Raw genomic sequence first — 21,681 nt, forward strand, 5'->3', positions numbered from 1 at the left:
CGTTTGTTTCCGGCCCGTTGACGACGGCATGTTCTGGCATTCAGGCGGCCTCCTCTAACATGTCACGGATGAAACCAGGTGCGCCCGCCGTTGATATGGCGGTGCACTGGTCAATCCGGACTGCCTGCCTATGGTTTTCCTCGTGGCTCGGTCCGCTTGCACGGTTTCAACCCGCAACTGGCGACGGCGCGGTCTCCGAAACGGACTGCGGCACCGGGTCGAGCGGTGCGAGCGCGACCACCTCGCGCCGGAACGAAAGCGTGTCGGGAGCCCGCTCGAGATCCAGTTCCCGGCCAAACCGATGACCTGCATACGTCGCCCAGGCGATCGGCGCCGGCGCCTCGACATCGCCGATGCGGCGGATCGATTTGATACCCACGGCAGCCCACTCGTCCTCACGCGCGACGAGTTCCTGCCACAGGCTGTCGTCGGGCAACCGCGCGGTCACCAGCACTACCGAATCGCAATCGATTTCGCGTGTCCGGCCCGTATAGGTACAGTCGACCGTGGCCGAGCCCGCATTGATCCGCTGCAGGCCATGGGTCGTGACCACAGTTACGCCCAAATTGAGCAACTTGGACTGGATGCGATGCTGCTCGAGCGTGTTGATGGTCCATTCCGACACCAGAGTTGACGGTGTCACCAGGGTCACTTTCGCTCCCTTCCCGACCAGAAGCTCAGCCAGCACGCCGCCCATATAGTAATGGTCGTCGTCGTACAGAACGATCTCCTTGCCCTCGGGCAGATCCCCGGAGAGGAGGTCGTCGGGCGTGAACAGCGGCATGTCGCCATCGATCTCTATCGGCAGCAGATTGCGGCGCGCGACGCCATCGCGCCGCCATTTCGAGCCGGTTGCAATCGCCACATGCTCGAATCCGAAGTCGAGTACATCCTGCGTCGCAAGCCGGGACTCGAAATAGATGTTCACATTCGGCAACTGGCTCAGTTGATGCGTGCGATAATCGCGCACACGGCCCCATGCCGAGAGGCCGGGCAGCCGACATTCCAGCCGGACGCGCCCGCCAAGCTCGGTGCCCGCCTCCGCCAATGCGACGTCGTAACCCCGCATCGCGGCAACCCGTGCTGCCTCCAGCCCGGCGGGCCCTGCCCCGATGACGAGGACGGTGTTGCTTTGGCCCTTGGGCGCAAATTCCTCGGGATGCCAGCCCTTGCGCCACTCCTCCATGAATGTCGGGTTCTGGGTACAGCGGGAAATCGACATGGTCATGTCACCCGTTACGCAGATATTGCAGCCGATACACTCCCGGATATCATCTATCCGGCCCTCGTCGATCTTCCTGGGAATGAAGGGATCGGCAATCGATGGCCGTGCAGCACCTATGAAATCCAAAACGCCGCGCTTGATCTGGCTGACCATGGCGTCCGGCGACGTAAACCGCCCCACGCCGACCACAGGCTTGCTGGTGAGCGCCTTGATGCCCCGCACAAGCGGTTCCTGCGCGCCTTCCTCGACAAAGCGGGACGGGCCGGAGCAATCCTCCCAGGATCCGTGACCGAGGTCCCAGAGATCGGGAAGATCGCCATGCATCTCTATCATGTCCCGGACTTCATTATTCTCGAAGCCGCCGGTTTCGTGCAACGACAGCCTGAGCGCGATGGCCATTGTGTCACCGATCTCGTCCTTCGCATCCAAGATCAGCTCCCGCATCAGGCGCGCGCGATTTTCGAGGCTCCCGCCATATTCATCCGTACGCTGGTTGGTCAACGGCGACAGGAAGTGCTGGATGATCCCGAAACCGTGGGCGCCGTAGAGTTCGATAATGTCGAAACCGGCGGTCTTTGCGCGGCGGTAGGCTTGCTTGTGCCAGCGGCGCAGGTCGCTGATATCCTGCTTGTCCATGGCACGGGTCGTCACCGGGTCCTTGAAGAAGGTCAGGATCGGCGAACTCATGGGGCCTCGCGGAACCTCCTTGGTGTAGAGATTGCTGCCATTCACACCGCTATAGGCCAGCTCGATCCCCGCCAGCGCGCCATGAGATTTCATGGCGTCTGCCATCCGCGCCAGCGCGGGAATATCCTTGTCGTCCCACAGCCGCAGTTCGATAAAGGGCGCAATTTCCGAGGTCGGATGCATCTCGACCTGCTCGGTAAAGATCACACCCCAGCCGCCCTGAGCCTTGGTCCTGCGCATTTCGGTGACCGCCGAAGGGTCCCGATAACCGCCACCATTGCAATGCGGCACCTGATAGAAGCGATTCTTGGCAACGACCGGACCGATCTTTACAGGGTCGAAAAGGATATCGTAGCGAGGATCTCGCTTTGAACGGTTCTCTTGCGACATGCTGTGTGGACTCCCCTGGATTGGTGGACGTTTCGTGGAATTATTCGGCGGCTGCGGGAAGCGCATACCAGCCGAGGCTGCCGTCCACCATCCATCGTGTCTTCTGTTTGGGTTCAAGGAAACTCTCCAGGCCCCAGCGCCCCAGTTCGCGCCCCATGCCACTCTTTTTCACGCCACCCCAAGGCGCTTGTATCACCACCATGTTGCTGCAGTTCTGCCAGGTGATACCGGCATCGAGGGCATCGGCCACTCGCTCTGCGCGTTCACGATCCTTGCTGAGGACGGCTGCGGCAAGGCCATAGGGCGTGTCGTTCGACAACCGGACCGCTTCGTCCTCATCCTTGAAGGTCATGACGCTGAGGACAGGGCCAAAAATCTCCTCGGTCCATATCGCCATGTCTGGCGTCACGTTTGCGAAGACTGTCGGCGCAATGAAGTAGCCGGCATCGAGCCCTTCGGGCCGGTCGCCGCCGGTCAGCAGCGCTGCACCAGCATTTCTGCCGGCTTCAATGTAGGACATGACCTTCTTGAACTGGGTTTCGCTCACCAGCGGACCCATCTTCACGCCATCGACGAAGCCGGCACCGACCCGGATGCCTTCCGCAAGTTCGGTCAATCTTTTCAGGAAGCGATCGGCAATATTCTGGTGCACCAGAAGACGTGAGGACGCCGTGCAGACCTGGCCTTGATTGACAAAGGCACCGAACGCCACCCATTGAACGGCAGCGTCGAGGTCCACATCGTCAAAGACGATCAGAGGGTTTTTGCCACCCAGTTCGAGACTGACGCGCTTGAGATCCTCGGCCGCGGCGCTCATGATCCGCTTGCCAGTGGCCGTCGAGCCGGTAAAGGAAATCTTGTTGACGCCCGGATGGCGCACCAGCGCATCACCCGCTTCGCTTCCAAGACCCGTGACCACGTTCAACACGCCGGCGGGCAGGCTGGTCTGTGCGATGATATCGGCCAGTTCAAGCGAAGACAGCGACGTGAATTCAGACGGCTTGACCACGGCACAGCAGCCGGCGGCCAGCGCCGGAGCCACTTTCCACGTGAATTGCTCAAGCGGAAAATTCCACGGTGTGATCATCCCGACCACACCGATCGGACGAAAGGCGACGGTGGTTTTCATGGCGTCACCAGGAAGTTCGACAACCTCCTCGCCCTTTTTGTCGAGATCCTCCGCCATCCCGGCATACATCTCGAAGATCTGGGCAATCGTATCGACATCGATATAGGATTCGGGGAGCGGCTTGCCGTTGTCGCGGGTCTCGATTTCAGCCAGACGGTCACGATTGGCGACGATGGAGCTGGCGATCTCACGCAATATCGTGCCACGCTGCGAACCCGTTGTGGACCTCCACCCACCCTCGAATGCCTGGCGTGCCGCCTTGACCGCAACGTCGATATCCTCGGCGTTACCTGCCGCGACGCTGTCGAAGACCTCACCGGTTGCAGGGTCGATACAGTCTAGATAGGTGTTCGACTGCCCTTGACGAAAAACGTTCCCGATGAAGTGCCCGCGCGCCATTGCAATCCTCCTCCACATACATTGACGAGTCGAGTATAGGGCTGGCCACGACGCGTCCAAAACAACTTTTGCTGAAGCCGCGTATTGGAAAACCTGAGGCGATGTCGATTATTTTCCAAGCCGCGATCGCTTATCGCGGCTTTCGCGAACATCGGACCATCGGCATTTGGGGTGTGGAAGCTAAACGCGCCGGGGTGATGTCACGTTGTTGGTAGCTTAAGGGTTGATGGATAATTGGGCGCGGATGAGCTCGCCGACGATCAGTTACAAGAACCACCGTTTTCCACCGCAGATCATCGCCCATACGGTGTGGCTATATTTCCGGTTCCCGTTGAGCCTGCGGCTGGTCGAGGAAATGCTTCTAGAGCGCGGCATCGTCGTGTCTTACGAAACGATCAGGCGATGGGGCTGTGAATTCGGCGCGGCGTACGCGAAGCAGTTGCGCAGAAAGAAGCCTTCACGAAAGGATATCTGGCATCTGGACGAGGTCGTGATTTCCATCGGTGGTCGGAAGCACTGGCTTTGGCGAGCAGTCGACCAGGACGGCTATGTTATCGACGAGATCGTCCAGGCTCGTCGCGACACCAAGGCCGCCAAGCGGTTACTGGTGGAATTGCTGAAGAAGCAAGGCATGACGCCGAAGCGTATCGTCACCGACAAACTGCGCTCATACGGAGCGGCAAGACGGGATGTGATGCCCGCCGTTGAACATCGATCACACAAGGGCCTGAACAATCGTGCGGAAAATTCGCATCTGCCGCTGCGAAAGCGAGAACGGGTGATGCAGGGCTTCCGATCTGTCGGAAGCCTACAGCGTTTTATCTCGGTCTTCTCTGCTGTCAGAAATCTTTTCGTCTCGTCGCACCACAAACGTTCCGCCCTCGCCACACACATTCACCGGATCCGCGCATTGGCGCAGTGGAAAGCCGTGACCGTCACAGCAGCCTGAGTTCCCTTGCAAGCGTCTCGTCTAGCTTCGATGAAACAACGTGACATCACCGGCCGAACTTCAGGTCGCAGCGAATGGCATATTTCTCGACGCGCTTTCGGATGATGTCGTGACCGCGCCAACGCAGGTTCCAGACGAATTCGGGCGCATCCTTGTCGAGCACACGGCGGAACTGTTTTTCCATCGCCTTGTCGCGTCTTCGTGACGGTGCCGGCGTCGTCAAGGTGTCACGCCATCAGTGTCGCGCGCCGCTTCGACTTTCCTCCTAATCGCCTCCTGGATTGGAAAAAGCTTGGCCATTGTGGCGGCGTCCATTCGGCCGCTGGCGTCCAGACCACGCGCACGCTGGAAGGCCTTGAGGGCCGCGGCCGATTTCTTGCCCCAGACGCTATCTGGATTGCCGCTGCCAAAGCCGGCCTGATTTAAGGCTTTTTGAATTTCAACTACGGAATAGGGAACACGTTCCTGCGCCACGACTGTCGCGGCCGACCCTCCGCGATGGTGACGCGAGCCACCATTGGCGCTTTCGACCCGATGCTCGAAACTGCACTGCGACAACCATAATCGTTTCGGAGGTACTCTGTTGTCTGACGCAGCTAATTTTTCATTCGGAGGCCTGTTGCATGCAGGCAGCGGCGGCACGTTGATGCGGCTGCCGTACATCGAAGCCAATACAAAAGCACTCGAGGAGCACGGTATCTCGGCTGCCTTTCTTGGCTTCCCCTGGGACTCCATGTGCATCAGCCGGACAGGCACCAACTACGGGCCCCGCGCCATCCGTGAGGCTGGCGATCAGTTTAGCTTCTATAATGCCAATCTTGATGTCGATTTGCGAGATCATTTCACGTTCGCAGATTGCGGTGACGTTCAGGTCATTCCGGGTTCACCGGTCCGGACCATGGATCGCGCAGAGCAGATGTTGACTGAGATTATCAACGCGGGCGCAATGCCAATTACGATAGGTGGAGATCATTCTATAACGATCGCTTGCGTCCGCGCCTTTCGCAAGCGATACGATAATCCCGGGCTCATCCTTGTCGACAGCCATTTCGACACCGCCATCGACGTCGGCGGAGAAGTGTTCAATCATGCCTGCCCGATCGCACGTGCTGTAGAGGCGGGATTTGATCCCCGCAAAATTGTCATCATAGGTACAAACGGATGGCTCAACCCCAAGGTCGAGTCGGACTATGCCCGGCAGAAGGGTATCACCGTTATGCCTTTGGAGACGGTTATCGAGAAAGGTCCAATTGCTGTCGGCAAGGAGGCTCGCTCCATAGCCGGATCAGGTACCGACAGTGTCTATCTCACATTCGATATCGATGCGATCGACGGCGCGTTTGCTCCTGGAACAGGTGTGCCTGCGCCGGGGGGCTTGACGTCCCGAGAAGCCCTCGCACTGGTATCAGAGATTGGTAAAGGTGGCTTGGGCGGCATGGATCTCGTCGAAGTAGCTCCGGCATATGATCACGATGGCATTACCAGCCGTCTCGCAGTTAAGTTGATCCTTGAAGCTCTGGCGGCGACGACTAGATGAAATCCACAATCCGATCCGGGGTCCTGTCGGACGTCGGCGCAAACAGTCATAGGCAACTTTGATGCTAGCGCTCTGGCAAGCACCTTCGAACGCCGGCTCCAAGCCCGCAAATATTGCGGCGATGGAGCGAGCCGCGTGCGCCGCATCCGCAATTGGTGCGAAAATCATCACCTTCCCGGAGATGTTCCTGACCGGCTACAATATTGGCCGGTCAGCGATACATAATCTCGCTGAAACGATCGAAGGCGAGTCTGTCGCGGCGATTGCCGAAATATCTCGACGGCATTCTATCGCGATTATTTTCGGAATGCCCGAGCGACTCGGCTCTGTGGTTCACAACTCCGCCGTCGCGATTAGCGATGGCGGACAAATTGTTGGGGTCTATAGAAAGATCCATCTTTTTGGCGATGAGGAAAGCAAGACATTTGCACCAGGAAATGACATCTGTGTTGCGGTGGTGGGTACTTTACGCATAGGTCTCGCGATTTGCTACGATGTCGAATTCCCAGAAATGGGCAGAGCGCTCGCCGCCAAGGCAGCAGACATCATCTGCGCACCTACGGCGAATATGATGCCATATGTAGAAGTTCCAACAACGGTCGTCCGCGCACGAGCGCTTGAGAATGGTGTGCCCATGATTTACGCCAATCTATGCGGCCGCGAAGGGAGCCTGCACTATACAGGCATGAGCTGCATTGTGGATGCCTATGGACGCGATCTTGCACGCGCCGGGGATGGCACTGTGTTGTTAACATGCGATCTCCCAGACACTTCCACCCATTCTCATTATATAAGTCGCCAGTCCATCGACCTCCGTGCCGATCTACTGACCTGCGGAAATCGGTGACTTGGCCTCCATTTCTTGTCGCTGTCCACATATGCTTTAACGTCCGTCGGTCGGACGTGCTTGCTGTGGGATTGCTTCGCAGGATAATTCGCGTCGAGCCGCCAATTGGGACGCCTAATCCATGTCGACACGTATGCAAGATGCTAGATCTCCACTAAATGCCGAACTTCTGAGTGATCTGGCCAAGGTTGCCGCGCTGATTGGCAAAGCGGACTTTTACGACGCAATCTCCCTCTCCCTCACGAAGCTCTTGAGGTGCAAACGCCGCTTAGTCATGCGTTATTCCGCGTTTGACAAGCCTGCCTTCATCCTCAATGAGGCGCTCAATGAAAAGGGTGTTGCTTACTATCTAGCTGGCTTGTATCGCATCGACCCACTGCATAAATTAGCGCGGTCGAACCCTGCACCCACTGTCGTCAATCTGCGCACCTTAATTCACGATATCGACGAGACCTATCTCTCCGAACTAGCTAAGATGTCGATCTTCGATGAATTGGCCGTCATCTTGCCCGCCTATGGCGGCGTTACCATCGCTTTGTGCTGCGAACGACACCGTCTGCGGTTCGAGTCGCATGATTATCAGAATGCGACGATGGTGTTGCCTCTACTTGACGCACTGCACAAGCTGCATATCGATCGCCTTTTTTTGTCTGCAGGCCGCTTGGGACGTGATGCAACCAACGATGCGATCCTCATCCTCGATCGCCGCGGCCAGACAGTGTACAAGAGTGAAGCTTGGTTGCGGCATACGAGCGCCGCTGCAGAGTTGCCAAGAATTGTTGAAGAAATGCACAGGAGCGAGTCGAGCTCTCTGACATTCGGCGATCAGCAGGTTGCGCACTGGGAAAGGTTGTCCGACGATTTCTCTTTGGCACCTGGAGGCGGTCTCGTCATCATCGAGCAGCGCTCACCTGATCCTTTGGCGATCTCAGGCGATGCTGCCCTTCAAGCATTCTGCCGCCAAAAAGAATTAACGCCGCGAGAGGCTGAAATCGTGCGCCTCTCATTCGTAGGGTTGCCGAACGCCGCAATCGCCAAGCAACTCGGTGTGTCGGTCGGCACAATTAAGAACCACCGCTGGCGACTTTACTACAAGCTGGACATCACGACCGAGCGGGAGCTTTTCCATCAATTCATCTCGACCCTTCTGTCAATTGATCAGATCACGACGGAAGTGCCGGACTTTTAGCTATTAGATTGATGGGCAGTGTAAACTTAACGCTGGGTAGGTAGAATTTGGGGTCTTGCCCCTTCGTTCCCATAGCGCGTGAATATACCACCCCGAGAGGCTCCGACGTTTTTCCAGGCGCGCATCAGACTATTCCCTCGATAACCGGGAATCCCTTGCCTGTGGTCGGCATGTTGTCCAACAGGGCTTCACGTTCCGTACGAACCTGCGGCATGTCGACAGCCTCGGCCGCCGTCTTCCCGGCGACCATAACCCTAAAAGCCCGAGCCTTGGCCGAGCTGGTCTGAATCGAAAACATTCAGCTGGTACGGCGCCGTCTTGACGTCGCCATCGGCATAAATGACATGAGTGAGGAAGCCGTCGAAGTAGGGTCCTTGCTTGCCCGAACCGTTGACCACTTCAGCGCAAATACGTCACGTGAGTTTCGATGGCCCGCAGTGAGGTGCTTACTGCCGCTCATCTTTTCGAAACATTTTCGGAGCTCCATGAGGGAGCCATTCATCGCGAAGTCGCCGATGACATAGATATCGGTGTCTTTGAAAACGCGGCGGCTGTTGTGTTCTTCGATGATGGCATCGTTCATGTCCGACAGCGAAGATGGACTTGCATCGGGAAAGTGGAGACCAGCACGGGCTGTCAGATGTTTCTGATCGCGTTTGGCTTATCTTTCGACAAGAAGTCTGCGAGATAGACCATTTCGGCTCCCTCGTTCTCAACGCGATAGAACTCCATGCGCTTCATCGCAATTGTGACTACGGTCATTGGCAAACTGATTGGGTGAAGTCATTTGATGAGGTGGCAAACGTTCCCGCAAAAGAAAATTACTTTGCCTCGTGTGGCCGAATCGGTCCCGTTGCTCAACGCGGCGGCATTGGTGACGCGAGTCATCGTTGAAGCCTAAATCGCGATGGTGTGGTGTTCCGCGAATGCTCGTGGGTGCTCAGAAGGAACTTTTAATGCGTAGCGGGAAAGCCAAGGTTTATATCGACAATCCGCCGGGAATTTCACCCATATTCGAGATTACAGAGTCAGCACTTATGCGGCATTTGGTTGAGAAAACGCAGCTGCTCGGCAAGTTAGAAATTGTGTTCGGCTCCGGAGCGGATGGTTTTAAGGAGGGAATTCGCAACGCAGAGATCCTTGTCGGCTGGAATTTTCCGACTGCCAGCTTGGCACACATGGCGCCTCGATTACGTTGGATTCAACTCATCAGCTCAGGGCTTGATCATCTATTGCCTTTGAACTGGCTACCTATTGACGTGCTGCTGACACGAGCGAGTGGTACTCATCGGCAACGAACTGACGAGTTTGTAACGCTTTCGTTGTTGATGTTGAACAATCAGATCCCGAAAATTGTCACGAATAAGAAAAGCGGTCGGTTCGAAGATCACTATGTTGACAACATCAAGGGCAAGACGACCCTTGTACTCGGCGTCGGCGCGGTAGGATCCATTGTTGCGGCCAGCGCCCGCAAGCTTCGAATGAAGACAATAGGCATCCGAGCAAGGGACATTCCCTCGGATGTCGTGGACGAAGTTTATAGTGTGAACCAACTAAGGGATCATCTTCCCCGTGCCGACTTCGTGGTTGTTGCGACACCTAAGACTTCGCGAACAATCCGACTTTTGGGGCGGGCCGAAATGGACTGCATGAAACCCGGAGCAGGGATTGTGAATCTATCCAGGCTCGGCGTCGTCGATGAGATTGCTCTCATGGACTATCTTGGGAAAGAGTGTTTTTCGGGTGTAGTTTTTGACTCAACTGAGGCTGCTGCGTCCCCGTCGACGATTCGACTAGCGAATGCGAACAATCTGATACTCACGCCGCACAGTCTTAATAACGACCGAGAGCATTTTCGCCAAAATATGCTGAAGATCTTTGTGGAGAACTTGGAGCGATATCTATTGGGCAAAGCTCTCGTCGATCTGGTCGATCCACTTCGGGAATACTGACGCAATTTATCTTGATGGTGTCAGTTGCCGGGTCGCCGACCGAGAACCGAAGAATCGATCCAATACGCCGAGTCCATAAGCGGAGTAGCATGTTGTCAGTGACGGTTGGAGGAGTGAACCCCTGGGGCTGGACCATGGGACACGAAAAAACTGATACGCTGTGTGGGCCTCAATCGGAGAAGGCTCATGAAATCACGGGGACCCTATCGACGGCACTCGACACCGTTTAAGCTGCGGCTTTGCCAAGAAATCCGAAACGGTGTCATCGGACGACGCTATGCGCAGCGACTTATAGCGTGTCGGCCAACCTCATCCGCATGCGATCTGGCGCCATGTTTCCACGGCTATTGCTCGCAGCTCACGATGATGGGTGGATGGGATGTCGTGGCAGAGCCTCACGGTCTGGTGAGAGACGATGATGCCACGCGCTGCCAGCATATCCTCGACCATGCGCAGACACAGAGGAAAACGAAAATAGAGCCACACCGTATGGGCAATCACGTCCGCTGGAAACCGATGACGACTATAGAGAGGATCACTGGCAAATCTGGTCATGCCGCCAGATCCCACATTTTAATCGATGCCCGGTTAACATTACGATGCCCCGGACGTTCCGAGAGCTTCGTGAGTCACAGCGCGTTTGAAGGGCGCTCGCCCAACAGAATCCGCTCGATATCGTCCACAAGAGTCTCAGCCATAGCGATGCGTGCTTCGATCGTTGCGCTGCCGATATGCGGCAATGGGAGAACACCCGGTGTGGTTAAGTAACGTTGATCAACAGCAGGCTCATTGGTGTATACATCAAGCCCCGCAGCCGCGACATGGCGATTAAGCAACGCGTCCAAAAACGCATCATCATCGATCAGCTCACCGCGCGAAATGTTGACGACGATCGCCCCTTGCGGCAGCCAACGAATGCGCTCAGCGTTCAGAAATTTATGAGTCTCGGGCGTTAGGGGTGCGGCAAGCAGAAGGATATCGCAGCCTTCCAGGAACGCCCGCTCGTCCGCAACATACCGCGCGCCGCCTTCGTTCTCACGAGGAAGCTGTGTACGATTTCGGTATGCGACGTTCATGCCAAACGCTTGCGCACGCGTCGATACCTCGCGCCCGATATTTCCCATGCCAAAAATACCGAGAACGCGGCCACGCATCTCCTTGCCTAGCAACAGTGTCGGCGAGAAGCCGGCCCAGCGCCCGGATCTGATCAGGTCAACACCCTCAAGGACCCGGCGTGCGGCGCCAAGGATAAGTGCCATCGCCAAGTCAGCTACGGAATCAGCGAGAATGTTAGGTGTGTTTATAAGCGTCACGCGACGCTCACGTGCGGCTGCCAAGTCAACATGGTCAAATCCGGAGGAATAGAGAGCTATTATCTCTACGGACTTCGGGAGCGCCTGGAAAAAGGCCTCGTCCAGGCGATACTTCACGGTAAGAATAATAGCTCGCGCGCCGTCTGCAGCCTCCAGAATGCCCGAGACCGTCTGCTGGTTTTCGGGCAATATGGCTGCCTCTGGAAACACGCGCCGAAACACTTTGATTGCCTCGGGAGGCAATTCTTCCGTAATCAAAATCGGGCAGCGCTTCAGTGCGACCAATGGCGAAGCCTCATCGAGCATCGATATCGGCCCCAGTGGATCGTCGGATAAAATATCACCGTTCATAATAGTATCACTAGCCTCACAAGTTAAATCAGCGTGTCCTGAGACACTCTGATCTCCTCGCCCAGAATGGTTTCAAAGCCGCGCACCACTGCGACACTGTCTTGGTCGCCGAAGCCAAGAGCCCGTGCCATTTGAAAAACTTCTGTAGCAGCATTGGCGATGCCGAGGGGCAGATTGGTCATCTCACGAGCCATTTTTACGGCTTGGGTCATGTCCTTGTATGCGATATCGAGGCGCGCCTCGGCCTCGAACGCTCCGGAAAAAACCTTCGGTACCATCCACTGGATGATCGGACTGTTAGAGTGCGAATTGGTAAGCATTTCAAAAAACGTACGCGAGTCCAGACCAAGCGCCTTCGATAATGCAAGCCCTTCGGCAACAGCAGCCACCTCTACGAATCCTATCATGTTCTGGGCGAGCTTGGCAGCATGGCCGGATCCCAACGCTCCGAAATGGTAAAGATGAGCGCTGAACGCGGAAAGCAGCGGGCGCACCTCTTCAAAAGCTCGTTCGTCGCCACCGCCCATGGTGGCAAGGGTACCGTTGCGTGCACCTTCCGTGCCGCCGGTCACAGGTGCGTCGATGAACCTTCCGCCGACGTCCGCGAAAAGCTTCCCTAGCCGCTTGGTGTCAGCCGGATAGCAGGTGCCCATGTCGACGGCCAGGTAGTTGGGCCGCATACCTGAAGCCAATCCGTTGTCGCCAAACAACACGGCTTCGACCTCGCGCGAGGTAGGCAGGATCATCAGCGCAACATCGGTCGCCGCCGCCGCTGCCGCCGGGGAAGCGACTTCTGTGGCGCCTGCTGCCACCAAGCGATCGATCGGCTGTCGATTTCGGTTAGCGGTTACAAAAACCTCGAAGCCAGCTCGAAGAAGATGCCCGGCCATAGGTTCGCCCATAAGACCAGCCCCGAGGAATGCCACTTTCATGATGCACCTATCTGTTTAGAATTTTCGTTGACGTTGACACCGAGATAGCGGTCGAGCACGTTTGCAGAAATGACCTCCTGCGGCGAACCGTGCCATTTGATCTGACCCTTTTCCACGATCTGGATGACATCGCCGATTTCAAGAACAAGTCCCACGTTTTGCTCGACTATCACAACGGCGACACCCTCTTCGGCCAAGCTTTTGAGAATCGTACCTACTTGGGTGACCAGCCTTGGCATGAGCCCTTCTGTCGGCTCATCCATTAGCAGAAGTTTGCATCGCATCGAAAGGCAGCGCGCCATACCGACCATTTGCTGCTGGCCGCCGCTAAGGTTGCTGGCCGGGACGTCGAGCTTCGTCTCGATCTCGGGGAGCAACCGAAGAATTTCAGCCAAAGGTCTCGGTGATTTAACCGAGCGGGCCGCTACTTGTATGTTCTCGCGGACGGAAAGGCGGGGAAACACGCGGACGTCTTGGGGCATGTAGCCGACCCCCAACCGGGCGATCGCGTCCGAACTGAGGTCGGTCGTTGGATTGCCCAGGACGGAGATCTCCCCCTCAACGCGGGGCCCTAGCCGCATCAATGACTGCAGCAGCGTCGTCTTGCCAGCACCGTTGCGGCCCAGAATGGCCGTGACACTACCTGCGCGGGCAACGAGGTCGATGCCATGCAGCACTTGCGCCTTGCCGTAAAACGATTTTAAATCAGTGACTTGCAGCGTTTCCAAGATAAAGCTCCTTTACCATAGGATCACTCAAGACGGTCGCTGGTGGTCCTGAAGCAGCCACCGCTCCCGCCGCCAGTACCGTCACGATGTCGCTCGTCTGTGTGACCACATTCATATCGTGCTCAATGATTATGACCCCGATCTTGCCACGAAGCCGATCCCCGATAAGCCGGATCATCCGATCGGTTTCAGCCACGCTCATCCCCGCCGTCGGCTCGTCCAGAAGCAGAAACGTTGGTCCCAACACCAAAGCCATTGCCATTTCCAAGACCCTTTGGTCTCCGTGGGATAGAGTGTTTACCTCTCGATGAGCCAAGTCGGCTAAACCCATGAGTTCCAGCAGTTCGGCGCGGGCCCTTCCACTGGTGTCGGCACCGCGGACGGCAAGTTCCATATGCTCGGCAACGGTCATACCCCGGAACAGGCTGGTTATCTGGAAAGTACGCGCCAGACCCAGGCGGGCTCGACGTTGAGGTGAGAACGATGTGATGTCGACACCGCCTAGCGCAATACGGCCCGAGGTCGGCCGGAAAACGCCGCTCACAATATTGACGAAGGTCGTCTTGCCAGCGCCGTTCGGGCCAATGATGGCCCGAACCTCGCCGTGACTTACTTCGAGCGATACCGAAGTCAACGCCCGAAATCCGCCAAACACTTTGCTGACGCCTTCTACGACAAATGCATCACTTTGTTGATCGGACAAGTTCATTCTTTCGTCAAATCGACATCAGTCGCATAGATCGTGCTTTCCTTGGCAGCGACCGCGAATTTTGAAAGGACCCCATTTCGAATCTGTAGCAAGTAGATGTCCATAAAGGCCTGGTGGTCTTGCGGGCGCATCGTCACATCGCCCAGTGGGAAAAGCGCGCCCTTCGAGTAATTGGTGACCGTCTCGGCATGTTTGATAAGCGCGGCGGTATCGCCCTTCGTTTTCCAACCGCTTTGCTCGACATTGGCCTTCAGGAAGCCCAGAGATTGCGCGATGCCGAGGACCATCGAGCTGCCTACCGCCTTGCCTCCCGCGATCTCGATGCCATTGTTGTCGATTCCGAGCGCCTTATAGATTGCAGCCATTTCAATGGAAGGCGCGTCCTTCAGCAATAGAGGCGCGGTTTCGACGCCGAATATACCCTCTCCGACCGATCCCAGTTCGCGGTAGTCGAATAGCGAGAAGCTAAGCCCGGCCAGAACAATCTTTTGATCGAGCCCGGAATTCCGAATGAGCTGGATGGCCTGAAGGGCATTCAGCACCGGAATATAGATGCCCTCTGCAGACTGATCGCTCTGCGCAACGAATGGCAGCAAATCCGGCGCATCGACCGGCAGTGCCACGGAAGAGATCGCCTCGCCGCCCGCAGCGCTGACGCCCTTTTGCCACCAGTCTCGCTCAGACTGCCCCCACTTGATGTCGGAGTAAAGTGTGGTCCAGCGCTTGGCGACTGACGCAACGAATTTCTGTGCTGCACCCGCAGCCGTGGCCGCACTGTTTGTCGTCATGCGAAACTGATAAGGTACTGCGTTGCCCTTCGCGGTCGTTCCCTCCGACGTGCTCATCGTCATGTAGAGCGTCTTGTTTTCATTGGCGACTTTATTGCTCGCAAGGGCAATGGATGATATTTCCGAGCCTATTACAAAGTCGACATTTTCCTCCAGTAGCAGATGGCGCAGCTGGTCGACGCCCGCATCCACGTCCGACTTCGTATCGACGGTAATCAGCTTCACGGGGCGGCCGGCGATGCCTCCGTTCTGATTGATCCAATCGCTCAGTCCTTTGGCAGCCTTGTCGCGCCAGAATCCGGTCGCCGAATCCCATCCGGTAAGTTCGCACTGATGTCCAATGATGATTGGATTACCCGACGTGCCTGCCGCGAGCGCATTGCGGGCGGTGGCCGGAATGAGGGTGGCGGCCGCTGCCGCACTGGCAGTTCCGAGAAGCGTCCGTCTGGAGATTCTGTTGGTCATTTCAATTCCCCCTTTATCTCTTCATTTTGAAGTAGCGTTGTTTTAGTCCCATGGCACCCTGAGGTAGCCACAATGCGACGACGATCAGAAACACTCCGATGATCAGGTCCACACGAACCGTCCATCGAAGCAAAATCTCTGATGTGAGTTGGATGAGCAGCACGCCGATCGGCCCACCGTAGATCGACGTGATTCCGCCAACTGCTGCCCAAAGAATGCTTTTCAGCGACATCGCAAGACTTATCGAGTCGATTGCCACATGTCGCGAGACCAGCGCGTAGAGGCCGCCGCCTAAGCCCGCCACCGCTCCACTGATGGTATAGACCATTATGCGATAAGCAGCCGCGTTGTAGCCGAGCATCTGAGCGCGCAAAGCGTTCTGCTGGATCGCGCGAACGGTGCGCCACCTTCCAGTGCCAGACACGTACCAAAAGCCCAGCAGCAATGCAGACAAGAAGCCAGTTCCCAGCAACAACATGCCGAAGTTGGGCCCGGCCGCCAAAGGAAGTCCGAAGAAGTGGAAGGATAGGGTTGGCAATGGCAAGCCATCCGTACCACCCGTCAAGCCCACCGCGGCGTTCCCTAGCATCGAAAAAGCGATCGCAACGATGATGGTGCCGATCGCCGCCCCCGAGTGCGACATGCGCAGAACCAGGAAAGCCAGGATCAATGATATTATCGCGCCTGCAAAAATGCTGGCAACGAGCAGCAGCACGATGTCGCCGTGCACGAGCGGTGCGATCCAGATCGCTGTAAATGCGCCTGCGCCAAACACCGTTGCCTGCGCCACGCTTGGGACGTTGGCAAAGGAATAGGCTATGGTGAAACTGATCGCCAGGAACATCCATGTTACGCAGCGCGCCAGCACACCGGTCCAAAATTCGCCGACCCATGAAGCCAGCACGCAAAGCGCCACGAGAATGGCGATCGATATTCCCAATCCGAAATTGTCCCTCATGCCCGCGCTCCGAAAATGCCATTCGGGCGGATAAGGAGTAGTGGTAGAAACAGCACGATGGCGCCGACTTCTGCATAGGTCGGCGGCAGATAGACGGACAGGATGCCACGGGCGACACCCATGATTACAGCCGCCGCAACCGCGCCGCCAAGATTACCCAAGCCGCCAACCACAACGACGATGAAAGCCGGGCCGAGAACGGCAATGCCCATCTGATGGCTGACCATCGTCATAGGGGCGACCAGCACGCCAGCCAGAGCCGCCAAGGCAGCGCTGAGGATCACGATCACCATATAGACGCGATCCACCGGCACGCCTGAAGCCCGGGCAAGTGTCGGTGATTGCGCGACGCAACGAATCCAAAGGCCAATGGCGGTCGATCGCAGGAATACCCAGAATGCGAGGAGGATGCAGATAGCCAGGCCTGCCGCGAAAATCCGATAAGATGGATAGATGATGCCGAGGAAACGCACCCCGCCGACAATGGGTGGCTGCACCAATCCAGGGGAACCACCATAGAAAGCGAGCAATAAGTCGTTAATGACGAACATCAGGCCGGATGATGCAACAAGCCCGACCATCATATCTTTTCCTATGGTCGGCCCGAGCACGAATTTGTAAACCGGGATGCTCACGAGGCCCGCCACCACAGGGGCGATGATGACGGCAGGCCAGAAGCCGCCGAAGTGATTGACAACATACCAAGCGATCACGGCGCCGAGGGCGTAGATAGCGCCATGCGCCATATTGAGCAGCCCAAGTAGTCCGAAGATCGCGTTTAGACCCAACGCGATCAGGCTTAAGAGCATTGCCCAAACCACGCCGTTGATGATCTGAAGCGTAAGAATCTGCGACACGTTACAATCAGTCTCCAGTTTGCATCGGACCGGTGTAACTCGGGCAAGGTTGGATGACATGAACTGCGCATCACCTGATCGCGTTTTGGTCCGATTTTCTTCGACAACGTGCTGTTTCGCACGCTTTTTATCGTCTGTTCCCTTAGTCGAAACCGGAATAGAGCCTTGCGCGCACCGTCGCAATTGTGACTGGGGTCATTAGAAACACATTTGAATTTCTCCGTCGTCGCCAGCTATGATGTGGTTCGTCACCTAGCCACGATATTTTTGCGGAAATATGTAGCAAATGCCACTTGGGGCTGGGCAATCGGAGACGGAACACGTTATTTGGGTTCTGTTGCAAAGTTTGAGCTATCCGCGAGGCCGGGCTAATTCTGCGGCTGCTTAGATCGTGGTAACGAGGGTTTCGAACTGTTTGGCGATCGACAAGCTGGCACTGTGAGCGTCTTGCAGTTGGTGCTTGCGCAGCATGTGGATCATCTCGACACCAGACAATGTGGCGACTGCGGATCTGAAAGACTTGAAGCCGAGCATCGGCCTGACACGTCGCTTGATCCGCCGGTGATCCTGCTCGACTTTGTCGGATGCGGACACATTACCGGAGATCAATGCCACGCCGATCCCAATGATTGGGTTTGCAACAGAACCCGTCGTCTTCCTCAGAGTATCGTAGCGTTCGACATTGGCCTTCGGCTCATTGATAAGCACGAGCGCTTGCGGAGCGCTGATAGTGGGCGGCGTCGAGGATTTGCCATCGACCAAGCGATGCAGCAGGTTCAGGACATGCGTCTTGGTCGGCACGCTGGCTTCCAGTGCCAGTTCGACCGCCGAGAGCACCGCTTGTTCGTCGTGCTGAAGCACAAAGCCCGGATATCGACCATCTCGCGATCACCGCCCGGCATCTTGAGCAGGTGCTGCTGCATCAATGCTTTCTCCTTTCAATGACGTTCTGGCGAACATCACTTTGGCACATCACGATGCCGTCCGCGCCCGCAGCGATGTCATGCATGCCTTCGCCCGCCGCATCGTCGGTTGGCGGGTTAGCAGTACGGCGATGTCGGGTTTGTCCTTGATACTATTGATCACGCCCCTTCATGAGCGGCACCCCATTCACGGCGACAGGCTAGCGGATCACTCGGATCTGCGTTCAATACGTGTCGATAAGGTATTCCGAAGGCTGGGCGGAAGCAGGCACGAACCATCTGTCGGGCGTTCGCCACGCTGGAATAGGTCGACTGGTTCAACCATCAACGACTTCTGGAGCCAATCGAAAACATGCTGCCGCCATACTGGGCGAACCAGCCATGGCCGCGTAGCTCAAACTAATCGGCCTTCTGCAAACGCGGTGCGCTTCAGTCTGAAACGATCAAAATCTGCAGAGACCGCTGCTAACCGTTTCTCCGTTCGACTATCCGGTCATAGCGCTCGAACAACGGGTTGCTGTCGCTCTTGGTCAGGCCGTACTGATCATCGAAGTCGAAAAGCGATCTTGAGAAGCGTACCACCGGTGCGACTTCCGCGATGCGAACCTGCTCGTAGGACACAAGAGCCTTCTCCACGTCTTCACAAGAGGCAAGCGCGTTGCCGAGCGCCTTTACGTCCTCAAGCGCCTGGTTGGCACCCTGCGCCATCCCTGGAAGCATAGGATGTGCTGCATCGCCGACAAGGGTAACCCGCCCTCTCGACCAGTTTTTCAGAGGACTTGTAAAGTCAGTCAGTTCGCTGCGAATGACCGTCGACCTGTCTGTTGCGGCGATAAGGCCGGGCACTGGGCTACCCAACCATTTGCTGAAATGCGCTAAAACCTCGTCGGTATCATTTGCCATGCCGGCGGCGGCAGCGAACCAGTATGCGCGGCCGTTGCCGATCGGTAGGTAGCCAAGATGACCGTCGGCGCCCCAGACTTCGACTTCTGCCAAAGGGTCAGCGTCGACATCGTCCAGGTTGAACAAACCCCTCCAGCGCACCAATCCGCCAGCGCTGAATTCCTGCGGACCAAACACCGAGGTACGGACCACTGAGCCGATACCATCGGCTCCAATCAGCAGATCTCCCTCGGCGGTCTCTCCGTTCGCAAACCTGCAGAGCACGCCGTCGCCCCGCTCAACGGCGGTTATCTCATGCCCGAGGCGAATGCTTCCGTTTTCGAGGGCACCCTGCAGCAGCCGACTTAGGTCTCGCCGATAGACGCCTGACAACGCCGCACCGTAGCGTTCCCGCCAGTTACGCAAGTCCTCGATGGAAACCAACTCGCCGCTCGACGAGTATGTCTTATAGTAATCGAGGCTGCATGAAATCTCCTCGTATTGAGATCCAAGGCCGAGCTCCTTCAGCACCCGCACGCCATTTGGCCACAAGTTCAGTCCGGCCCCAGCCGTACGGATTTCCGTGTCCTTCTCGTAGATGGTCACCTGCCAGCCGGCACGAGACAGGCAGATACCTGTAGCAAGTCCGCCAATTCCGGCCCCGCAAATGATCGCGCGCTTTGTCATCTTTTGTCCTGTCCCATTCCGATATTCGTCACGACAGATCGCGAATCCGCGCCTGCCAATCCTCCCTCGGGATTTTGATGTGTGTATTCCAGAGGACTTCACGCCCGCCAAGCATTACTGCGGTCACCAGCGCAAAAATATCCGGGTTCGTTATATTCGTTTGGCTACCCAATATTTTGTCTTCTGGGTTTTTGAGTGGCACTGCGCCGATAACCAGGTCGTACGCAAAGCTGCGCTAACAGAAAGATCGGCGATGATCGAACGATCAATAGGATATCTTTCCTGCCGGGACGCAAAGAACCCTGTGAGCGCCACCGATCAACTGCCGACGATAGCAACCGCCATGCTCATTGTTAGCATCATAGGCTGTGGCGTGGTCGTTCTCCTCGCTTTAGGGCACCCTTTCCCGTCGCACAAGAAGTCTAGCGTCGAAATAACGACATCTTCCCGTCCCACTCTAGCTTCCCAACCGTGAATCGCCTCCAACTGAAAGATGGCAAACCCGCAACCGCCGGAACCTTCAAACTGGCGCTTGCGGCTGCGCAGTCCTCAATCGTATGCTTGCATGCGCACGCCCGAAATCCGTGCGCCGCAAGGTAGCCACCGCATGATCAGCGATTTGACAGATCGTCATTCACTCAATTCCTGATCCGTGCACCAATGCCGCGTCAGACCCTTGTTCTGCGCCGGAGCGGAAAAGCGATCGCGCGACGCTTGTGTAGCAAACATATCGGTAAAGGTTTTCCGAGTGAAGGCCAGTTGCGAACGCCGCTCAGTTCCAGCAGGTTCATGAGGGGATGGCTCGCCGGAGCCACGTCGACATCAGTCAGGTGGTCGCACCAGTTCTAGCCCGGCCCAAGTTCCTTCGTGCGCCACATCGAAATTGACGAAGAAGTCGACGCGGGCAAACATCCACTCGCCATCGCGAAGCACGTATTGCTCGGCATAGTCGCCCAAGATCCACCGCGCCACTCGCCCCTGCCCCTCACTGCGGGTAAACGGCATCAGGATCCGCCAGCGACCGGTCGCGGACTGGCCGTCGGCAGCCACATCGATGATTAGGTTGAGCGCGAGATGGGCGGCGAAGACGATGCTGGAGGAAGTCTCGCAGAAAAAGCGTTCAATTTCGGCCCGGCCGACATAGGTGCCAAAGGATGGGCTGGTCCAGACGCCATCCTCGACGAACATCGCCCCAAGCGGCTTGGGCGGGTAGCCCAGGTCGCACAATTCCATGTAACTGTTTTTCAACTTCATGATTTGCAGCACGGCCGCCGCATTGTCCGAAACGGTCATCATAGGTTCCTATTGCGCTGGGTGGAACGGCCCCGCGGATGCGGTGCCGTGCCTTGACTATTTCAGGTGGGAGTAGTGCTTGCCCAAGAGCACATCCATCGGCACTGGTTCGGAGATGGTGAACTGGCCCGAGACATGAGGCCTGCCATTCTCGACGCCAGTAATGACATAGGGTGCATAGTTCTGATGGTGCAGTTCACTGGTGAAGGTGCGAGATCCGATCAGCAAAGGCTCATCTTTGAGCTTCTCGAGCTCGGCCACCACAGTATCGGTATCGAAAGTGCCGGCCCGTTCCACGGCCCTCGCCCACATCTGTATCACCAGGTAGCCCGGATAGGCATAGGACGAGGGCGGCAATTCGCCGAAGCGTTCCTTGTAGCGGGCATTGAAGGTGTTCACCTCGGTCCGCGGATCGTCACCGTAGATGGACGCATGTTCGGGGATATAGTGACCCGACAGGTCAGGCACAGTATCCTCAATGAGCTCAACGC

The 21,681-nt window shown here is 56.8% G+C and carries 22 protein-coding genes and 4 pseudogenes; 6 read left to right on the forward strand and 20 right to left on the reverse strand.

Going from position 1 to position 21,681, the window contains the following annotated elements:
• Positions 1–166: 166 nt before the first annotated feature.
• On the reverse strand, positions 167–2,302 hold the full coding sequence (locus JJB09_RS20115) for an oxidoreductase (RefSeq protein WP_201662488.1): 2,136 nt from the start codon (positions 2,300–2,302) through the stop codon (positions 167–169).
• A gap of 40 nt (positions 2,303–2,342) precedes the next feature.
• Positions 2,343–3,830 carry an aldehyde dehydrogenase family protein gene (locus tag JJB09_RS20120; RefSeq protein ID WP_201662490.1) on the reverse strand — a complete coding sequence of 496 codons (1,488 nt, stop codon included), beginning with the start codon at positions 3,828–3,830 and terminating at the stop codon, positions 2,343–2,345.
• Positions 3,831–4,074: 244 nt separating this feature from the next.
• On the opposite strand from JJB09_RS20120, the gene JJB09_RS20125 reads away from it, so the two are divergent.
• Entirely contained in the window at positions 4,075–4,779 is a 705-nt protein-coding gene (locus tag JJB09_RS20125) for an IS6 family transposase (protein ID WP_201662492.1), read from the forward strand.
• Between the two features lie 46 nt (positions 4,780–4,825).
• On the opposite strand, the gene JJB09_RS20130 is transcribed toward JJB09_RS20125, so the two are convergent.
• Together JJB09_RS20130 and JJB09_RS27060 are read right to left on the reverse strand one after the other, a co-directional pair.
• Positions 4,826–5,002, reverse strand: a complete 177-nt coding sequence (locus JJB09_RS20130; protein ID WP_201662495.1) for a hypothetical protein — start codon at positions 5,000–5,002, stop codon at positions 4,826–4,828.
• Positions 4,999–5,253 carry a peptidoglycan-binding protein gene (locus JJB09_RS27060; RefSeq protein ID WP_201662498.1) on the reverse strand — a complete coding sequence of 85 codons (255 nt, stop codon included), beginning with the start codon at positions 5,251–5,253 and terminating at the stop codon, positions 4,999–5,001. The genes JJB09_RS20130 and JJB09_RS27060 overlap by 4 nt, the downstream gene beginning before the upstream one ends.
• 109 nt (positions 5,254–5,362) lie before the next feature.
• Here JJB09_RS27060 and speB point away from each other — a divergent pair, with 109 nt between their 5' ends.
• The 3 genes from speB to JJB09_RS20150 all read left to right on the forward strand — a co-directional run bounded on the left by speB (position 5,363) and on the right by JJB09_RS20150 (position 8,352).
• A complete protein-coding gene (gene speB, locus JJB09_RS20140) occupies positions 5,363–6,316 on the forward strand; it encodes an agmatinase (RefSeq protein ID WP_201662502.1) in 954 nt (317 codons plus the stop codon).
• A 61-nt stretch (positions 6,317–6,377) separates the two neighbouring features.
• Positions 6,378–7,163 carry a nitrilase-related carbon-nitrogen hydrolase gene (locus JJB09_RS20145; protein WP_201662505.1) on the forward strand — a complete coding sequence of 262 codons (786 nt, stop codon included), beginning with the start codon at positions 6,378–6,380 and terminating at the stop codon, positions 7,161–7,163.
• 121 nt (positions 7,164–7,284) lie between these two features.
• Positions 7,285–8,352, forward strand: coding sequence for a helix-turn-helix transcriptional regulator (locus JJB09_RS20150; protein WP_246748811.1), 1,068 nt, complete (start codon positions 7,285–7,287; stop codon positions 8,350–8,352).
• A gap of 124 nt (positions 8,353–8,476) precedes the next feature.
• On the opposite strand, the gene JJB09_RS26965 is transcribed toward JJB09_RS20150, so the two are convergent.
• From JJB09_RS26965 to JJB09_RS26970, 3 genes are read right to left on the reverse strand one after another with little or no spacing between them, the layout of a single operon-like run.
• Positions 8,477–8,602, reverse strand: coding sequence for a hypothetical protein (locus JJB09_RS26965; protein WP_281431849.1), 126 nt, complete (start codon positions 8,600–8,602; stop codon positions 8,477–8,479).
• A 48-nt stretch (positions 8,603–8,650) separates the two neighbouring features.
• Positions 8,651–8,935, reverse strand: a complete 285-nt coding sequence (locus JJB09_RS20155; protein WP_201662508.1) for a hypothetical protein — start codon at positions 8,933–8,935, stop codon at positions 8,651–8,653.
• A gap of 53 nt (positions 8,936–8,988) precedes the next feature.
• On the reverse strand, positions 8,989–9,114 hold the full coding sequence (locus tag JJB09_RS26970; protein ID WP_281431850.1) for a hypothetical protein: 126 nt from the start codon (positions 9,112–9,114) through the stop codon (positions 8,989–8,991).
• Positions 9,115–9,308: 194 nt separating this feature from the next.
• Between JJB09_RS26970 and JJB09_RS20160 the strand changes: the two genes are divergently transcribed.
• Positions 9,309–10,304: an NAD(P)-dependent oxidoreductase gene (locus JJB09_RS20160; protein WP_201662511.1), complete on the forward strand. Its 996-nt coding sequence runs from the start codon at positions 9,309–9,311 to the stop codon at positions 10,302–10,304.
• 393 nt (positions 10,305–10,697) lie between these two features.
• Here JJB09_RS20160 and JJB09_RS20165 read toward each other — a convergent pair.
• The 10 genes and pseudogenes from JJB09_RS20165 to JJB09_RS20210 form a co-directional block, all read right to left on the reverse strand.
• Positions 10,698–10,859, reverse strand: a pseudogene (locus JJB09_RS20165) (IS6 family transposase); the annotation flags it as partial.
• 74 nt (positions 10,860–10,933) lie between these two features.
• Positions 10,934–11,968: a 2-hydroxyacid dehydrogenase gene (locus JJB09_RS20170; protein WP_201662514.1), complete on the reverse strand. Its 1,035-nt coding sequence runs from the start codon at positions 11,966–11,968 to the stop codon at positions 10,934–10,936.
• A gap of 23 nt (positions 11,969–11,991) precedes the next feature.
• Complete coding sequence (locus JJB09_RS20175; RefSeq protein ID WP_201662517.1) at positions 11,992–12,900, reverse strand: NAD(P)-dependent oxidoreductase; 909 nt, start codon at positions 12,898–12,900, stop codon at positions 11,992–11,994.
• Positions 12,897–13,628, reverse strand: coding sequence for an ABC transporter ATP-binding protein (locus JJB09_RS20180; RefSeq protein ID WP_201662520.1), 732 nt, complete (start codon positions 13,626–13,628; stop codon positions 12,897–12,899). Before JJB09_RS20180 ends, JJB09_RS20175 begins: the two co-directional genes overlap by 4 nt.
• On the reverse strand, positions 13,606–14,337 hold the full coding sequence (locus JJB09_RS20185) for an ABC transporter ATP-binding protein (RefSeq protein WP_201662523.1): 732 nt from the start codon (positions 14,335–14,337) through the stop codon (positions 13,606–13,608). The genes JJB09_RS20180 and JJB09_RS20185 overlap by 23 nt, the downstream gene beginning before the upstream one ends.
• Entirely contained in the window at positions 14,334–15,590 is a 1,257-nt protein-coding gene (locus JJB09_RS20190) for an ABC transporter substrate-binding protein (protein WP_201662526.1), read from the reverse strand. Before JJB09_RS20190 ends, JJB09_RS20185 begins: the two co-directional genes overlap by 4 nt.
• Before the next feature lie 13 nt (positions 15,591–15,603).
• Positions 15,604–16,548, reverse strand: coding sequence for a branched-chain amino acid ABC transporter permease (locus JJB09_RS20195; RefSeq protein ID WP_201662529.1), 945 nt, complete (start codon positions 16,546–16,548; stop codon positions 15,604–15,606).
• Positions 16,545–17,405, reverse strand: coding sequence for an ABC transporter permease subunit (locus tag JJB09_RS20200; RefSeq protein WP_201662532.1), 861 nt, complete (start codon positions 17,403–17,405; stop codon positions 16,545–16,547). Before JJB09_RS20200 ends, JJB09_RS20195 begins: the two co-directional genes overlap by 4 nt.
• A 384-nt stretch (positions 17,406–17,789) precedes the next feature.
• Positions 17,790–17,981: pseudogene (locus JJB09_RS20205) on the reverse strand (DDE-type integrase/transposase/recombinase); the annotation flags it as partial.
• Positions 17,982–18,062: 81 nt separating this feature from the next.
• Positions 18,063–18,328 (reverse strand): annotated as a pseudogene (locus JJB09_RS20210) (IS21 family transposase); the annotation flags it as partial.
• A 77-nt stretch (positions 18,329–18,405) separates the two neighbouring features.
• On the opposite strand from JJB09_RS20210, the pseudogene JJB09_RS26740 reads away from it, so the two are divergent.
• A pseudogene (locus JJB09_RS26740) lies at positions 18,406–18,632 on the forward strand (IS3 family transposase); the annotation flags it as partial.
• A 161-nt stretch (positions 18,633–18,793) separates the two neighbouring features.
• Here the strand turns inward: JJB09_RS26740 and JJB09_RS20215 are convergent.
• The 3 genes from JJB09_RS20215 to JJB09_RS20225 all read right to left on the reverse strand — a co-directional run bounded on the left by JJB09_RS20215 (position 18,794) and on the right by JJB09_RS20225 (position 21,658).
• Positions 18,794–19,897 (reverse strand): FAD-dependent monooxygenase, encoded by a 1,104-nt coding sequence (locus JJB09_RS20215; protein ID WP_201662535.1) that lies wholly within the window; start codon positions 19,895–19,897, stop codon positions 18,794–18,796.
• Positions 19,898–20,719: 822 nt separating this feature from the next.
• Positions 20,720–21,190 carry a nuclear transport factor 2 family protein gene (locus JJB09_RS20220; RefSeq protein ID WP_201662538.1) on the reverse strand — a complete coding sequence of 157 codons (471 nt, stop codon included), beginning with the start codon at positions 21,188–21,190 and terminating at the stop codon, positions 20,720–20,722.
• Between the two features lie 57 nt (positions 21,191–21,247).
• Entirely contained in the window at positions 21,248–21,658 is a 411-nt protein-coding gene (locus tag JJB09_RS20225) for an ABC transporter substrate-binding protein (RefSeq protein ID WP_201662541.1), read from the reverse strand.
• Between the last annotated feature and the right edge of the window lie 23 nt (positions 21,659–21,681).

The sequence above is a fragment of the Phytoamicus setariae genome, from assembly GCF_016722925.1.
Classification (GTDB): Bacteria; Pseudomonadota; Alphaproteobacteria; order Rhizobiales; family Rhizobiaceae; genus Rhizobium_E; species Rhizobium_E setariae.

Excerpts from the sequence above, each read along its gene's own strand:
- JJB09_RS20115 (WP_201662488.1), bottom strand. The coding sequence starts at position 2,302 with ATGTCGCAAGAGAACCGTTCAAAGCGAGATCCTCGCTACGATATCCTT.
- JJB09_RS20120 (WP_201662490.1), bottom strand. The coding sequence starts at position 3,830 with ATGGCGCGCGGGCACTTCATCGGGAACGTTTTTCGTCAAGGGCAGTCG.
- JJB09_RS20125 (WP_201662492.1), top strand. The coding sequence starts at position 4,075 with ATGAGCTCGCCGACGATCAGTTACAAGAACCACCGTTTTCCACCGCAG.
- JJB09_RS20145 (WP_201662505.1), top strand. The coding sequence starts at position 6,378 with ATGCTAGCGCTCTGGCAAGCACCTTCGAACGCCGGCTCCAAGCCCGCA.
- JJB09_RS20150 (WP_246748811.1), top strand. The coding sequence starts at position 7,285 with ATGTCGACACGTATGCAAGATGCTAGATCTCCACTAAATGCCGAACTT.
- JJB09_RS26965 (WP_281431849.1), bottom strand. The coding sequence starts at position 8,602 with ATGGTCGCCGGGAAGACGGCGGCCGAGGCTGTCGACATGCCGCAGGTT.
- JJB09_RS20155 (WP_201662508.1), bottom strand. The coding sequence starts at position 8,935 with ATGAACGATGCCATCATCGAAGAACACAACAGCCGCCGCGTTTTCAAA.
- JJB09_RS26970 (WP_281431850.1), bottom strand. The coding sequence starts at position 9,114 with ATGACCGTAGTCACAATTGCGATGAAGCGCATGGAGTTCTATCGCGTT.
- JJB09_RS20160 (WP_201662511.1), top strand. The coding sequence starts at position 9,309 with ATGCGTAGCGGGAAAGCCAAGGTTTATATCGACAATCCGCCGGGAATT.
- JJB09_RS20170 (WP_201662514.1), bottom strand. The coding sequence starts at position 11,968 with ATGAACGGTGATATTTTATCCGACGATCCACTGGGGCCGATATCGATG.
- JJB09_RS20175 (WP_201662517.1), bottom strand. The coding sequence starts at position 12,900 with ATGAAAGTGGCATTCCTCGGGGCTGGTCTTATGGGCGAACCTATGGCC.
- JJB09_RS20185 (WP_201662523.1), bottom strand. The coding sequence starts at position 14,337 with ATGAACTTGTCCGATCAACAAAGTGATGCATTTGTCGTAGAAGGCGTC.
- JJB09_RS20190 (WP_201662526.1), bottom strand. The coding sequence starts at position 15,590 with ATGACCAACAGAATCTCCAGACGGACGCTTCTCGGAACTGCCAGTGCG.
- JJB09_RS20195 (WP_201662529.1), bottom strand. The coding sequence starts at position 16,548 with ATGAGGGACAATTTCGGATTGGGAATATCGATCGCCATTCTCGTGGCG.
- JJB09_RS20215 (WP_201662535.1), bottom strand. The coding sequence starts at position 19,897 with ATGACAAAGCGCGCGATCATTTGCGGGGCCGGAATTGGCGGACTTGCT.
- JJB09_RS20220 (WP_201662538.1), bottom strand. The coding sequence starts at position 21,190 with ATGACCGTTTCGGACAATGCGGCGGCCGTGCTGCAAATCATGAAGTTG.